General features: G+C 69.3%; 15 protein-coding genes. 10 read left to right on the forward strand and 5 right to left on the reverse strand.

The genetic code is table 11. From position 1 onward, the window contains the following. Window positions 1-18 precede the first annotated feature (18 nt). Window positions 19-945, reverse strand: a complete 927-nt coding sequence (locus RKD23_RS00920; RefSeq protein WP_424851774.1) for an AraC family transcriptional regulator — start codon at window positions 943-945, stop codon at window positions 19-21. 111 nt (window positions 946-1,056) lie between these two features. Here RKD23_RS00920 and RKD23_RS00925 point away from each other — a divergent pair, with 111 nt between their 5' ends. From RKD23_RS00925 to RKD23_RS00950, 6 genes are all read left to right on the forward strand, one after another. Next, complete coding sequence (locus RKD23_RS00925) at window positions 1,057-1,737, forward strand: NAD(P)H oxidoreductase (protein ID WP_424851775.1); 681 nt, start codon at window positions 1,057-1,059, stop codon at window positions 1,735-1,737. A gap of 161 nt (window positions 1,738-1,898) precedes the next feature. Then, window positions 1,899-3,110: a metallophosphoesterase gene (locus RKD23_RS00930; protein WP_424851776.1), complete on the forward strand. Its 1,212-nt coding sequence runs from the start codon at window positions 1,899-1,901 to the stop codon at window positions 3,108-3,110. Between the two features lie 338 nt (window positions 3,111-3,448). Further along, entirely contained in the window at window positions 3,449-4,693 is a 1,245-nt protein-coding gene (locus RKD23_RS00935; RefSeq protein ID WP_424851777.1) for an ABC transporter substrate-binding protein, read from the forward strand. Then, complete coding sequence (locus RKD23_RS00940) at window positions 4,690-5,616, forward strand: carbohydrate ABC transporter permease (protein ID WP_424851778.1); 927 nt, start codon at window positions 4,690-4,692, stop codon at window positions 5,614-5,616. The genes RKD23_RS00935 and RKD23_RS00940 overlap by 4 nt, the downstream gene beginning before the upstream one ends. A gap of 2 nt (window positions 5,617-5,618) precedes the next feature. Beyond that, entirely contained in the window at window positions 5,619-6,452 is an 834-nt protein-coding gene (locus RKD23_RS00945) for a carbohydrate ABC transporter permease (protein ID WP_424851779.1), read from the forward strand. Between the two features lie 255 nt (window positions 6,453-6,707). After that, window positions 6,708-7,253 (forward strand): hypothetical protein, encoded by a 546-nt coding sequence (locus tag RKD23_RS00950; RefSeq protein ID WP_424851780.1) that lies wholly within the window; start codon window positions 6,708-6,710, stop codon window positions 7,251-7,253. 113 nt (window positions 7,254-7,366) lie between these two features. On the opposite strand, the gene RKD23_RS00955 is transcribed toward RKD23_RS00950, so the two are convergent. Next, complete coding sequence (locus RKD23_RS00955) at window positions 7,367-8,122, reverse strand: metallophosphoesterase (protein ID WP_424851781.1); 756 nt, start codon at window positions 8,120-8,122, stop codon at window positions 7,367-7,369. Between the two features lie 85 nt (window positions 8,123-8,207). On the opposite strand from RKD23_RS00955, the gene RKD23_RS00960 reads away from it, so the two are divergent. Further along, window positions 8,208-9,614 (forward strand): PLP-dependent aminotransferase family protein, encoded by a 1,407-nt coding sequence (locus RKD23_RS00960; RefSeq protein ID WP_424851782.1) that lies wholly within the window; start codon window positions 8,208-8,210, stop codon window positions 9,612-9,614. A gap of 40 nt (window positions 9,615-9,654) precedes the next feature. Here RKD23_RS00960 and RKD23_RS00965 read toward each other — a convergent pair whose 3' ends face one another. Then, the gene (locus RKD23_RS00965; protein ID WP_424851783.1) at window positions 9,655-10,098 is read right to left on the reverse strand and encodes a DinB family protein; all 444 of its coding nucleotides are present in this window, start codon (window positions 10,096-10,098) and stop codon (window positions 9,655-9,657) included. Here RKD23_RS00965 and RKD23_RS00970 point away from each other — a divergent pair. Further along, entirely contained in the window at window positions 10,091-10,678 is a 588-nt protein-coding gene (locus tag RKD23_RS00970; RefSeq protein ID WP_424851784.1) for a DinB family protein, read from the forward strand. The two genes, RKD23_RS00965 and RKD23_RS00970, sit on opposite strands and share 8 nt — an antisense overlap. A 125-nt stretch (window positions 10,679-10,803) precedes the next feature. Further along, window positions 10,804-11,229: an ATP-binding protein gene (locus RKD23_RS00975; RefSeq protein WP_424851785.1), complete on the forward strand. Its 426-nt coding sequence runs from the start codon at window positions 10,804-10,806 to the stop codon at window positions 11,227-11,229. A gap of 40 nt (window positions 11,230-11,269) precedes the next feature. Here RKD23_RS00975 and RKD23_RS00980 read toward each other — a convergent pair whose 3' ends face one another. Further along, entirely contained in the window at window positions 11,270-12,127 is an 858-nt protein-coding gene (locus RKD23_RS00980) for a polysaccharide deacetylase family protein (protein ID WP_424851786.1), read from the reverse strand. 9 nt (window positions 12,128-12,136) lie between these two features. Between RKD23_RS00980 and RKD23_RS00985 the strand changes: the two genes are divergently transcribed. Further along, a complete protein-coding gene (locus RKD23_RS00985) occupies window positions 12,137-12,751 on the forward strand; it encodes a TetR/AcrR family transcriptional regulator (protein WP_424851787.1) in 615 nt (204 codons plus the stop codon). Window positions 12,752-12,910: 159 nt separating this feature from the next. Here RKD23_RS00985 and RKD23_RS00990 read toward each other — a convergent pair whose 3' ends face one another. Next, window positions 12,911-13,399: a hypothetical protein gene (locus RKD23_RS00990; RefSeq protein WP_424851788.1), complete on the reverse strand. Its 489-nt coding sequence runs from the start codon at window positions 13,397-13,399 to the stop codon at window positions 12,911-12,913. Between the last annotated feature and the right edge of the window lie 76 nt (window positions 13,400-13,475).

Raw genomic sequence — 13,475 nt, forward strand, 5'->3', positions numbered from 1 at the left:
GCCGCCGCGCCCTCTGCCTCACGCCGCCGCAGCGCGGAACGTACTGGGGCTCAGCCCCTTGTGGCGCTTGAAGGCGGCGCTGAAACCGAAAGCGTCGGCGTAGCCGACGGTCTTCGCGATCTGGGCGATGCTGAGGTCGGTGTCGGCAAGGAGTGCCTCGGCGTCGTCCATGCGGCACTCGGTGAGGTAGGCGAGGGGCGGGCGGCCCATCAGCTCGGTGAAGCGCCTGGCGAACAGCGCCCGGGAGACGCCGGCTTGCGCGGCCAGCGACGCGACCGTCCATGGATCGGCGGGCCGGTCGTGGAAGGCGTGCAGGGCGGGTGCGAGGACCGGGTCGGCGAGGCCGCGGTACCAATTCGGAGCGTCGGCGCCCGCCTGGTCGAACCACATGCGCAGCGTGCACACCAGTGCCCAGTCGAGCAGCCGGTCCATCAGCGCCTGCGAACCGGGGGTGAGTCGGGCGGCGTCAGCTGCGGAGCTCTCCAGCCAGGCACAGACGTCGGCGTCCTCGGTGACGACCAGGACGGGCGGCAGCGCGCGCAGGAGCCGTTCCTGGCGGCGGCCGGCAGCGCGGTAGGCGCCCACGATGAGTGCCGTGGCTCCACCCGGGTCGCTGCCCCAGTGGATGCCGCCGAGTTCCTCGGCCGAGCACGGGACTTCGGTGAAGCAGTTGATCTCGTACGCCACGTGAGGGCGGTGGACGGAAGCGGGCTCGTCGGCGAGATGGAACGGTGCGGGGCCGCGCACGACGGCCGTGTCGCCTGCGGCGATCACCCGCTCGGTGCCGTCGGGCAGCAGCAGGGTGCCGCCTCCGCGCAGCACGGTGACCATGGTGAGCGGTGCGCCGTCGGTGAAGCGGATGGTCCAGGGCGCCTTCAGGACGGCATGGCTGACGACCGAGCCCTCGGCACGGATGCCGCTCAGCAGCGAACTCAGGGGATCCATAGGGGAATCGTAGACGTTCTCCTATGTCTTGGAGACTTTCTCCCATGGATCATCTACGCGGCCGCGTCTGTACTGGACTCACCGAACACAACGAGCCAGTCGGGAGACACTGTGCCGCAGCACAGCAGTGACGTCAGAACAGCCCTCGTGGTCGTCGCTCACCACCGCAGCGATTCCCTCACCGCCCACACCGCCCGCCGTGCGGCCGCCCGACTCGAGGCCGCCGGATACCGCATCGACCTGCTCGACCTGCACGCCGAGGGATTCGACCCTCGGATGACCGTGGAGGACCAGCCGGACTGGGGCAACCGGGAGAAGACGTACTCGGACGAGACGCACGCCCATATGCGGCGCATCCTCGACGCCGATGTGGTCGTCGCCGTCTTCCCCGTGTACTGGCAGAGCGTGCCCGCCGTCCTCAAGGGATGGATCGACCGCGTGTGGAACTACGGATTCGCCTACGGCCGCAGCAAGCCCCGCCTGGCCGGCAAGCGCATGCTGTGGCTGGGCCTGGCCGGCGCCACCTCCGACGATCCCGTCGCGAAGGAGATGCAGTCCGTCCTCGAGGCCCAGCTGAGTGAGGGCATCGCCTTCTACTGCGGCTTCTCGCACTCCACCGTGGGCCTGCTCCTCAACGCGGAAGAGCGACCGCAGCGCCTCGACGCCGAGGGCAATCTGCTCGTCGGCGCCGCGGTCGCCGGAGCCGAACGCGAGGCTCAGTACGCCGACTTCGACCGTCGGACACTGGAGTTCGTGGAGGGATTCCTCGCCGACGACCCGCTGGCGGCCTGAAGGCACCCGGGCCCTTCGGGCAGACCGGCCGTCTCGCCGGTCAGCCCGAGGGGCCCGGCCTCGGGCACTCAGTTGAGACAGTTGGGGCCAGAGCGCCCTGTCGAGGGCTCCGGGCGCCCGGATACAGTGCGCGAGACGGCAGCCCGGTCAGGGAGGGAAGCGTGACCGACACCAGCAACACCCGACCCGCCGACGGCGCAGCACAGGCCTCGCGGCCGAGCCGGCTGCACCGCCTGATGCGCTACATCCCCCTGATCGCCCCCGTCCTGCTGTGGGCCGTGCCCTGCTGGACGCTCCTGTACACCGGCCAGCACTGGCCCCTGCCCGTCACACTCGCCGGCACCGCCGTCTTCGCCCTCGGCCTCGTCGGAATGCCGCTCGCGATGGCACGCGGCCACGGCCGACGCCAGCAGGACCGCGCGGCGATCGTCGGGGACACCCTGCTGGGCACCAGCTGGGTCCTGTTCACCTGGTCCGTACTGCTCGGCGTCCTGTTGCGGCTCGCCCTGACCGTGGCCGGCGTCGGCGAAAGCCAGGACCGCGCCCGCATCGTCGCGTGGGCCGTTACCGGCACCAGCGCCGTTCTCCTCGCCTGGGGGTACGCCGAAGCCCGCCGTGTGCCACGTGTGCGCCGACTTGACGTCCAACTCCCGCGGCTCGGTGCCGGATTGGACGGGCTGCGCGTCGTCCTCATCACCGACACCCACTACGGCCCGCTCGACCGCTCCCGCTGGTCGGCCCGGGTGTGCGAGACGGTGAACACGCTGGAAGCCGACCTGGTCTGCCACACCGGCGACATCGCGGACGGCACAGCCGAACGCCGCCGCGCCCAGGCCGCCCCGCTCGGTACGGTGCAGGCCACCCGGGCCCGTGTCTACGTCACCGGCAACCACGAGTACTACAGCCAGGCCCAGGGCTGGGTCGACCTGATGGACGAACTGGGCTGGGAGCCGCTGCGCAACCGGCATGTCCTGCTCGAACGCGGCGGGGACACCCTCGTGGTCGCCGGTGTCGACGACGTCACGGCCGAGTCCTCCGGCCTGGCAGGCCACCGCGCCCACCTCGCCGGAGCCCTGGACGGCGCCGACCCCGGCCTGCCCGTCCTTCTCCTGGCCCACCAGCCCAAGTTCGTCGACCGGGCGGCCGCCGCCGGCATCGACCTCCAGCTCTCCGGCCACACCCACGGCGGCCAGATCTGGCCCTTCCACCACCTGGTCCGCATCGACCAGCCCGCCGTCGCCGGCCTCAGCCACCACGGCCCCCGCACCCTTCTCTACACCAGCCGCGGCACCGGCTTCTGGGGCCCGCCGTTCCGCGTCTTCGCCCCCAGCGAGATCACCCTGCTCGTGCTCCGCTCCCCCAACCCGGTGTAGTGCTCTGGGCATCGGCCGGGTGGGCCCTCGCCCACGGGCATGCCCTGCATGCCGACAGCACCACCTGCTCCGTCCACTTGCGCGGTCATCGCGTCCGCCGCATACTCGGCTCCCGCGCCACGCTCCCTCCCCACCCCGGAACGAGGTGTCGACTTCCGCCCTGAACACCCAGCCCGCGCCGGCCGAAGGTCGCTGAGCATCTCAGGAACCCTTCGGCGCCTCCTGCTCGCCGGCCGGCGCACCACGACATGGACAGACTGCCGCAACACTCCCGTCGTAATCCCGCCGCATGATTGATCGTTGGGCCGTGCAAGGACAACCGTCAGGGGGCACGCACCATGACCATCAGCCGCAGGACACTGCTCACCGCAGGGGCGAGCGCCGGACTGCTCACCGCCTGCGGGTCCAACACCGGGCGGGACGACGACGCCGGCGCCGGGCCGAAACTGTCGCAGTGGTACCACCAGTACGGCGAGGCGGGCACCGAGCAGGCCGTGGAACGGTATGCCGCCGCGTACAAGAAAGCGAAGATCGACGTCCAGTGGCGGCCTGGCAACTACGACCAGCAGACCGCCGCCGCACTGCTCACCGACTCCGGTCCCGACGTCTTCGAGGGCAGTCCCACCCTGGACCAGATCCAGGGCGGTCAGGTCATCGATCTCAGCGACCTGCTCGAAGACGTCAGGGACGACTTCAACCCCGCCGTACTCGCCCCGAAGACGTACGACGGAAAAGTCTGGGGTGTCCCGCAGGTCATCGACATGCAACTGCTCTACTACCGCAAGAGCCTGCTGAGCGACGCCGGCGTGGAGCCACCGGCCACCCTTGACGCGTTGATCGACGCGGCCGCGAAACTGACCACGAAGAAGGTCAAGGGGCTCTTCCTGGGCAATGACGGCGGCGCCGGCGTCCTCGGCGGAACTCCGTTGTACGCGGCGGGACTTGAGTTGGTCACCGACGACGGCAAGGTCGGCTTCGACGACCCCGCCGCCGCCCGCACCCTCGCCAAGCTGCACCAGCTGTACACCGACGAATCCTTGCTGCTCGGCGCCCCCGCCGACTGGTCGGACCCGTCCGCCTTCCTTCAGGGCCTGACCGCCATGCAGTGGTCCGGCCTGTGGGCGCTGCCGCAAGTACAGAAGGAACTCGGTGACGACTTCGGCGTGCTGCCGTTCCCGAAGGACGGATCGGGCGCTCCCGCCGTCCCCGTCGGCGCGTACGGGGCCGCCGTCAGCGCGCGCAGCAGGCACCAGGACACAGCGAAGGACTTCGTGCGGTGGCTGTGGGTCGAACGCACCGACTACCAGGAGGACTTCGCACTCTCCTACGGCTTCCACATCCCCGCCCGCATCTCTTTGGCGAAGAAGGCCGACAAGCTGAAGACGGGCGCCGCCGCCGAAGCGGTCCGCTTCACCGGCGAACACGGATACGCCCAGCCTCTGTTGTGGACCCCGGCGGCCCAGACCGCCTATCAGGACGCGCTGAGCCGGATCATCAAGAGCGGGGCGAACCCGGAGAGCGAACTGCGGACGGTGGTCCGGAAGGTGTCGGCCGAGCTCGACCGGGTGAAGAAGAAGTCGTGACGGCACAAGCGGTGACGGCCCGCCGCAGAGCACGTGCCCGCACTCTCTGGTTCTGGGTCTTCGTCGGTCCGTTCGCTCTCGGGCTCGGCCTGTTCACCTACATCCCGCTGCTGTGGAGCGTCGCTCTCAGCTTCTTCGACGCCCACAACACCGTCACCCCCACCGACTTCGTCGGCCTCGACAACTACACGGCCATGCTGTCGGACGACGCCTTCGTCGACAGCCTGTACACCTTCCTGATCTTCACGGCGTTCATCGTGCCCACGACGTACGGGTTCTCGCTGGCCCTCGCCCTGATGGTCAACCGGGTGCGCCGGGCACAGGCGTTCTTCCGGTCGGTGTTCTTCCTCCCGGCCGCGTGCAGCTACGTCGTCGCCGCCCTCATCTGGAAGATGTCACTCTTCAACGGGGTACGGTTCGGCCTCGCCAACACCGTGCTCGGCTGGTTCGGTGGCGATCCGGTCGCCTGGCTGTCGACCACCGACCCGCCCTGGTACTGGCTGGTCGTCGTGACCGTACGGCTGTGGCTCCAGGCAGGCTTCTACATGATCCTTTTCCTGGCCGGGCTGCAGCGGATCGACCCCGGACTGTACGAGGCAGCGGCCGTCGACGGCGCCCGGCCCGGCTGGCAGGTGCTGCGGCACATCACGCTGCCCCAGCTGCGCGCCACGTCGGTCGCGGTCGTCCTGCTCCTCGTCATCAACGCCTTTCAGGCCTTCGACGAGTTCTACAACCTGCTCTCGGACGCCCGTGGATACCCGCCCTACGCACGTCCGCCGCTCGTCTACCTGTACTACGTCGCCCTCGGCCAGGGCCAGAACCTCGGGCTCGGCAGCGCGGGCGCGGTGATCCTCTCACTGATCATCGTGGTCGTGACGGTGGGGCAGGCGCGCTGGTTCGGTCTGGGCAGGAAGGAGGAATGACCATGGAGGACGCGATGGTACGCGTCGGACGCGCGCTGCGGCTCGTCCTGCTGATCACTCTCGCTCTGCTCTTCCTCGTCCCCTTCTATCTGCTCGTCCGCAACGGCCTGTCGAGCGAGGAGGACATCACCGCCCCCGAATGGAGCTTCTTTCCCACTGAGGTGAGATGGGGAAACGTGCAGGAGCTCTTCGCCGACACCTCCGTCCCCTTCGCCCGCTCCCTGCTCAACTCCGCGCTGATCGCGGTCGCGACGACACTCGGCACCGTGCTGCTCGCCTCGCTCGCCGGGTACGGCCTCGCCCGCATCCCCTACCGGCACGCCAACAAGGTCTTCTACGCCGTCCTCGGCACGCTGATGGTCCCGGCCGCCGTCACCTTCGTCCCGAGCTTCGTGCTCGTGTCGTCGCTGGGCTGGATCTCCACCTATCGGGGGCTGATCGTCCCGACGCTGTTCTCGGCCTTCGCCTGCTTCGTCTTCCGGCAGTACTTCCTGGGCTTCCCCAGGGAGTTGGAGGATGCGGCGCAGGTCGACGGCCTGGGCTACTGGAGGACGTACTGGCAGATCGTCGTGCCGAACTCACGGCCCGTCTTCGCCGCTGTCGGAGCGATCGTACTCATCGGCGCCTGGAACTCCTTCCTGTGGCCGCTGGTGATCGGACAGGACCGCAACGCCTGGACGGTGCAGGTGGCGCTGTCGTCCTTCACCACGTCCCAGGTCGTCAGGCTCCACGAGCTGTTCGTCGCGGCCGCCGTGTCGATCCTGCCGCTGCTGGTCGTGTTCCTGTGCTTCCAGCGGTGGATCGTGGCAGGCGTGGAACGGTCCGGGATCGACTGAGACCTCAGACGGGCCCCCTGCACCAGTGCCGCACGTGACGTTGACGGGCACCTCAAGGGTCGTGTGCAAGTCCCCATCACGCAGCGACTACTGTGCCTGCCACGGTGGAGGTTCGGGGTAGCAGGAGCCGCGGGCGTGGGTCGGTGCGATACAACCGGTGGGCGGGAGACAAGGGTGGCGTCGGGCAGCGCGTGGGCTCCGGCGGATCACTCGCGGCGGTCGAAAGCGGGGGCGCGCAAGGGCTTCAGTTCTCTGATGTGGGCGGTGCTGCTTCCCGGCACGATGCTCCTCGGTGCCGGGAGCAGCCAGTGGGTGATCTGGATCGGCGTGGTCGTCATGCTGGCGAACCTCGCCGTAACCGCCTGTCTGATCGGGGGCGTCTGGCACCGCGCTGGTGCCGCGACACTGGCCTCGGCCAGTGCCTTCGCTCTGATGTTCTTCGCGGGGCCCGCCATGTACGAGGTCTACATGAAGACGGTGGGTGATCCGGTTCCCGCAGTGGTGACCGAAGTGACCGACGAGAACAACCGGCGAGGTGCGGACTGGTTCTGTACCGTCGAGGAGATCGGCGGCGCCCATGAAGTGCACGAGGTGTCTCAACAGGAGAACTGCTTCGGCCAGGCCGAGGTGGGCGACAGTGTGGAGATCCGCAAGGACCCACTCGGCCTGCTGGACCCGCGGCTGCCTGACAGTCCGGACCAGCAGAACACCACGGAGATCACCGTCGCCATCACCGCGGGGCTCGTCCTGCTGACCGCTGCCACCACCTTCTACGCGGGCCAGCGCCGCCGGGACAGCTGACGAGTGGGTGCACGGCGGCCGGTGGGACGAGGATCGTGTGGCCGGGCCGCGCCACCGGTGGCTCCTGAGCTGACCTGCTCCATGTTCTGGAGGCCGTCGCTCATGCGGCGTGCTCAGACACCGACGTGACGGAAGTGTGTGGTCAACTGCCCCGTCTCGTCGACGATGTGGAAGGCGAGGGCGGGTGGGTGATCCAGATGGACGTGGTCCTGGGCGTGGGCGCGGTGTTCCCAGGGGAGGCGGAGGGTGGAGACGACTCCGTGGGCCACCAGGACCGGGCGGCCGGCGAAGGCGGTCACCGCGGCGGTGTGGGCGTGTCCGCAGAGGAAGGCCGCGAGGTTGGCGTGGCGGTCGGCGAGGGCACCGAGCCGCTCTGCGCCGAACTGCCGGATGCCGTCGATGAACGGGACGTGCAGTCGCGCCGGCGGGTGGTGGAAGCCGACCAGTACGGGCGTCGACTCGGGGGTCTCGGCCAGCACGTCCTCAAGCCAGGTCAGTGTCTCGTCCGAGACGAACCCCTCGTCCTTGCCCGGCACGGATGAGTCGCACATCGCGATGACCACGCCGGCGCCACGATGCACCTGGTTGACCGGAGCCGTCGAAGCCGCCTGCTCCAGGAGGTGAGTCCGAAAGGTGTCACGCCTGTCGTGGTTGCCCGGGCAGAGCATCATCGGATGCCGCGAGGAGAAGAGCCGGCGGGCCTGCTCGTACTCGCTGGGCAGACCGTGATCGGTGATGTCTCCCGTGACCAGGACGGCGTCCAGGTCGTACGGCAGATCCTCCAGGTAGCGCATGACAGCCCGGGTGCGCTCGATGCTGCGCGGCTCACTGTCGATGTGGGTGTCGCTGAGATGGGCAATCACGATCATCGCAATACGTCCTGTCGCCGGTCGGCTGTTGATCACTCCCGGCCGAGGCTAGGCGGGCACTGGACCAGGTGTAAGGTCCAGTAGCGTGCAGAAATCCTGGTCCGGTTCACGCGTCGACCTGCACCTTCGTCTCGATGCCGCCCAAGGCCGCCGCTCGGCTCTGGAGTCGGCGCTGCGCGACGCGATCCGCGAGGGGCGCCTGGCCACGGGGACGCTTCTGCCCTCCACCAGGGGGCTGGCCTCCGAACTGGGCCTGTCCCGTGGAACGGTGACCGCCGCCTACGACCAACTGGTCGAGGAGGGCTACCTCACGACCCGGCCCGGATCGGGCACCACGGTGGCCGACATACCGCCGAGGACCGGGACGTCCCCGACAGCCGCACCGGCACCGCCCGGCCCCCGGCACGACCTGCGCCCGGGGCTGCCCGATGTCGGCGCCTTCCCCGCCCGTTCCTGGCTCGCGGCAACACGCAGGGTGCTCGCGGACTCCCGCTCGGTCGTGCTCGGTGCCGGAGACCCGCAAGGCCGGATCGAACTGCGTACCGCCGTGGCCGACTACCTCGGCCGCACCCGCGGTGTGGTCACGACCCCCGACCGCATCCTCATCACCTCCGGCTACTACCAGGGGCTGAGCCTGCTCAGCGGTGTGCTCGCCCGTGGCGGCGCAAGGACGGTGGCCGTCGAGGACCCGAGCCACAACGTCTTCCGCGCCGTCGTCCAGCGCTCCGGGCTCGCCACCCCGCCCATGCCCGTGGACGCCCACGGCGCCTGCGTGGACACCCTCACCTCCTCGGTCGACGCCGTGCTGCTCACGCCCTCGCACCAGTACCCGACCGGTGTCCCCCTTCACCCCGGCCGGCGTCAGGCCGTCAGCACCTGGACGCGCACCACGGGCGGGCTGGTCATCGAGGACGACTACGACGGCGAGTACCGCTACGACCGCCAGCCCGTCGGCGCGCTACAGGGCATCGCTCCCGACCGGACCGTCTACTGCGGCACCGCCTCCAAGACCCTTGGACCGGCTCTGCGCCTGGCCTGGATGGCTCTGCCCCGCCAGTTGGTGCAGCCCATGGTGGAAGCCAAGCAACAAGCCGATCTCTACACCGAGAGCCTCTCCCAGCTCGTCCTCGCCGATCTCCTCACCACGCACGCCTACGATCGCCATGTGCGCGCCGCCCGCCTGCGCTACCGCCGCCGGCGGGAACTGCTCCTGGCGCGTGCGTCCGCCATTCCGGGACTGGCCGCCCTGGGTGTCCCCGCCGGACTGCACACCCTCCTGACCCTCCCCTCCGACTGGCCACCGGAAGACGAGATCCTCTCGCTCTGCGCCCGGCAGGGAGTCGCCCTGCGCGGACTGTCCGAACTCCACATCGATCCCCACGGGCGTCCGTCGGGCGTCCTCATCGGCTTCGCGGCCCCACCCGAACACGGATACCGGCCCGCTCTCGACGCACTGTTCGGGACGCTCCAAAAGCTGGTGACGCGGCCGTGACGGTCGGGACTTCACCGCCACAGGGACGTCATGAACCTGTTCAGCCGGTCGGGGCCTGCCAAGGCTGGAACCACGGGTCGGGCCACTGCTCGGCGGCGGCCAGCAGGGGGAACAGGGTGGCACCGTCGATGGTTTCGCGGATGATGTCGGCGTGACCCCCGTGTCGGGAGGTCTCCTCGATGAGGTGCAACAGCACCCAGCGAACGGACCAGTTCTTCACGTCAGCGGGGAACCATGGCAGTCCCTGTGGGACGGGCACGGCCTGACCGAGATCGGCGATTCCGGCGATCACTGTGTCCGTCTCCCGCGCTGCGGCCTCGTACTGGTCCAGCACCTCTGCGAGCGTCTCCTCCGCGGTGAGCACGAATTCGGCGGAGTCGCTCTCGTCTGCTGTCCGTTGTGGGCCGCGCTGCCGCTGAAGGATCAGGTCCGTCCACCCGGCCTCGCACCGTGCGGCGTGTTTGATGAGACCCCCGATGCGCACAGCGCTGACCGCCTACCTGGCCCACCAGCGGCGTGCTCTGCGAGCCACCGCATACGGCCTCACCGACGAGCAGGGCCGCATGGCGGCATCTGCCGGCGAGCTGAGCATCGGCGGCCTCATCAAACACGCGGCGCGGTGTGAGGACTTCTGGACCGACCTCATCCTCCAGCAGCGGTGCGAGCCGCAGCCGAAAGCGGACGAGTTGAACGGGGAGGAATTCCGGCTCGGACCGGACGAGACCCTGGCCGAGGTCCTGGTCGCCTACGCAGAGGCGTCCGAGCGGACCGACGCGGCGATCGCCGGTGTCCCGGACCTCGGGCAGGCGGTTCCGGTGCCGCAGGGGGCTCCCTGGATTCCCACGGAGGTCAAGGAATGGTCGATCCGCTGGGTCCTGTTGCACTTGATCGAGGAGACGGCACGGCACGGCGGTCACGCTGACATCATCCCCGAGAGCATCGACGGCGCAACGTTTGATCCGCTGCTCGCCGCAGCCGAGGCGTGGACCGACCCGTGGGTCCAGCCGTGGGAACCGGCGCCCCAGGGCGTCAACCCGCGGCAGATGCCGATCGATCGAGCATGAACCCGCGCCGCACTGCGACTCGCCTGCTCCCCTCGGTTGGCAAGTCCACGGATGCCTGTCGAGCGGGAGGTCGGGTACACGGTGCCTGAACGTGCTGGTGTGGACGCAGGAGGGGAAGTCGGGCAGTGACAGTGAAGGCGATGGGGTGGGCACACTCCTTCCCCATGAACCAAGGAGTGCGCGCCGGCCGTGAGTGGACCCGCAGCCGTCTCGAGTCCCTGCCGTGGAGCGCTGCCGAACCCGACAAGGTGGACGCGATCGTGCTGGCGGTGTCCGAGCTGATCACCAATGCGCATATCCACGCGCACAGCGACGCGCAGCTGGTTCTCACATGGGACGGCGACTGCCTGCAGGTGAGCGTCCACGACGAGGACCCCTCGCTGCCGCGCCGACGCGATCCGGAGCCGGGCGCGCCCTCAGGCCGAGGAGTGGCCATCGTGCACCAGCTCGCCGACGAGTGGGCTTCAAGGTGCCAGCGGCACGGTAAGACGGTGACGGCGTGCTTCCGTCCCGCCGACCCGGGCGCGGGCGATGCCCGTCACGGTGGTTGACCGCCGCTCACCGGTGCAGGTCCCTGTACGCCCTGATCACCTACGGGCAGGGGACTGCTGTGGTGCGGGCGTAGTGGTCGGCGATGTCGTCGCTGGTCGTGGTCCACACGCCGGGGTGGTTGACGACGTATTCGAGCGCCTGGTCCAGGTACTTCATCCGGAACGCCTGGCCGGTTACGAAGGGGTGCAGGGCCAGTGACATCACGCGGCTGCTGTGCTCGGAGTCCTCGTACAGCTGGTCGAGCTGGTCCTTGACGATCTGGACGAAGTCGGGGCCGCTGATGGAGTGGGCGGTGAACAGCCCCAGGTCGTTGAGTTCGAGGGTGTACGGGACGCTCAGGAGCCCCGGCACGTTCAGCGGGAACGGCTGGTCGTCGGCCGTCCAGTCCAGCACATAGCGCAGACCGAGTTCTGCGACGAGCGCCGGAGTCTGGAACGTTTCGCTGAGGGCTGGTCCCATCCAGCCGCGAGGACGCTGCCCGGTCGCCTTCTCGATGGTCTCGACGACCTCGGTCAGGTAGGCGCGCTCGTCCGCCTCGACCTCGGCCTGCAGGGTGGAGTTGTTCTTGCCGTGCGCGAGCCAGGCCCAGCCGCGTGCCCGGCCGGCTTCGATGATCTGCGGGTAGTGCTCGGCGACATCGGAGTTGAGCAGCACGCTCGGGCGCACGCCGTGCCGCTCGAACGACTCGATCATCCGCCAGATCGCCACGCGGGGGCCGTAGTCGCGCCAGCCGTGGTTCAGCGGATCGGGCACGAGCGCTGCAGTGCCCTGGTTGATGCTGGTGGACGGCTTGCCCAGGACGAAGTGCTCCACGTTGAGGCCGACGTAGAACGCCACCCGGGCACCGTCGGGCCAGTGGATCGGCGTGCGTTCCGTGATGGGGGTCGTCAGCACCATGGAGGCGACATGAGCACGACGCGTACGCCCGACCCCGCCCGGCGCAACCCGCAAGCGACCGCCGCGATCCTCAAGGCCGCGCTCGACATGGCCCGCGAGATCGGCTTGGCGCGTGCGAGCATCGAGGGGATCGCGGCTCGCGCGGGCGTCGGCAAGCGAACCGTCTACCGCTGGTGGCCCTCCAAAGGCGCGGTCGTCCTCGACGCGTGGGCGCAACAGCTGGAAGAGCGCCTGCACCGGCGCCTCGAAACCGCGCAGACCGGCGACTTCGAGGCCGACCTGAAGCTGATGGTCAAGGACGCCTGGATCGACACGATCGGCGACACCCGCAGTGTGCTTGCGTCGATCGTCGCCGAATCCCAGCACGACCCCCACCTCGCCGCGGAGTTCCGCAAACGCCTCATCGACCCCGCCAGCGCGCTGGTCGCCGAGCGCATCCGCCGAGCCCAGGCGGACGGACAGGTCGCCCCCGACATCGACCCGTACCGCGCCATCGAGCTGATCTACGCCCAGCTGTATTACCGGCTGCTCGTCGTGCACGGCCCGCACGACGAGGCATACGTCGATGACGTCGTCGAACTCGCCATGCGAGGGCTCAGGCCCTCGCGCCAGGACCGAGCATGACCAGAGCGGGGGCCTGACACCGACGCTCCGGCAGCGCGCTTCGGCAACCCTCGGGCGAGGCGAGACCGCCGACGGCTCCATCCCCGGGCGAGCAGGTAGAGCCATGCGCCCTCCTGACGGTTCCCGACACTCCCCCTCCCACTCCGCCGACCTCGCCGGCTACCGGCGGGACAGGGCGCGGAGCTTGGACATCCAGCTCGGCAGCCAATGCATGAGCGCCACCGTCGCGGCCAGGCTGCCAAGTGTCACGAGGAAGGCCCCCGGGTAGAGGTGGTTGACCCAGCACGGCTGCCACTCGCTGTGGCAGGGGGCCGAGGAGCCCCTTCCGGGGATCGCGCGGGATGCGGCCAACGCGCTCACCAGGGCCACGGCTGCGTACCCGATGCCGGCCACGACCCACCGGGGCGAGTACTTGCTCTCCTCCGAGTACATCCGGCGGAAGGAGCGCCTGGCGGCCGTGAACGTGATCGGGAGCAGCACGCCGACGGTGGCGCCGAATCCGATTCCGGATGCCGGCCAGTACGCGGACAGAGTCCACAGCTCATCACCGAGCCACAGCGACAGTGCAAAAAATCCGCCGAGGGCTACGAGTGCGGCGGCCTGCTTGGTGTTCTTCTTCCAACTCGTGCTGCGCGCCGGACGCTTCATCGGCGATCCACCCTGTGGCTGATGGGACAGGACAGCATATTGAAACGTCGGGCACCTGCGACCTCAACCCTGGAAC

The organism is Streptomyces sp. SAI-170 (assembly GCF_049739565.1).
GTDB lineage: Bacteria > Actinomycetota > Actinomycetes > Streptomycetales > Streptomycetaceae > Streptomyces.

Bases quoted from the DNA above. Each gene is read 5' to 3' on its own strand.
- RKD23_RS00990 (WP_424851788.1), bottom strand. From the start codon at position 13,399: ATGAAGCGTCCGGCGCGCAGCACGAGTTGGAAGAAGAACACCAAGCAG.
- RKD23_RS00955 (WP_424851781.1), bottom strand. From the start codon at position 8,122: ATGATCGTGATTGCCCATCTCAGCGACACCCACATCGACAGTGAGCCG.
- RKD23_RS00980 (WP_424851786.1), bottom strand. From the start codon at position 12,127: ATGGTGCTGACGACCCCCATCACGGAACGCACGCCGATCCACTGGCCC.
- RKD23_RS00970 (WP_424851784.1), top strand. From the start codon at position 10,091: ATGCGCACAGCGCTGACCGCCTACCTGGCCCACCAGCGGCGTGCTCTG.
- RKD23_RS00945 (WP_424851779.1), top strand. From the start codon at position 5,619: ATGGAGGACGCGATGGTACGCGTCGGACGCGCGCTGCGGCTCGTCCTG.
- RKD23_RS00935 (WP_424851777.1), top strand. From the start codon at position 3,449: ATGACCATCAGCCGCAGGACACTGCTCACCGCAGGGGCGAGCGCCGGA.
- RKD23_RS00920 (WP_424851774.1), bottom strand. From the start codon at position 945: ATGGATCCCCTGAGTTCGCTGCTGAGCGGCATCCGTGCCGAGGGCTCG.
- RKD23_RS00950 (WP_424851780.1), top strand. From the start codon at position 6,708: ATGTGGGCGGTGCTGCTTCCCGGCACGATGCTCCTCGGTGCCGGGAGC.
- RKD23_RS00985 (WP_424851787.1), top strand. From the start codon at position 12,137: ATGAGCACGACGCGTACGCCCGACCCCGCCCGGCGCAACCCGCAAGCG.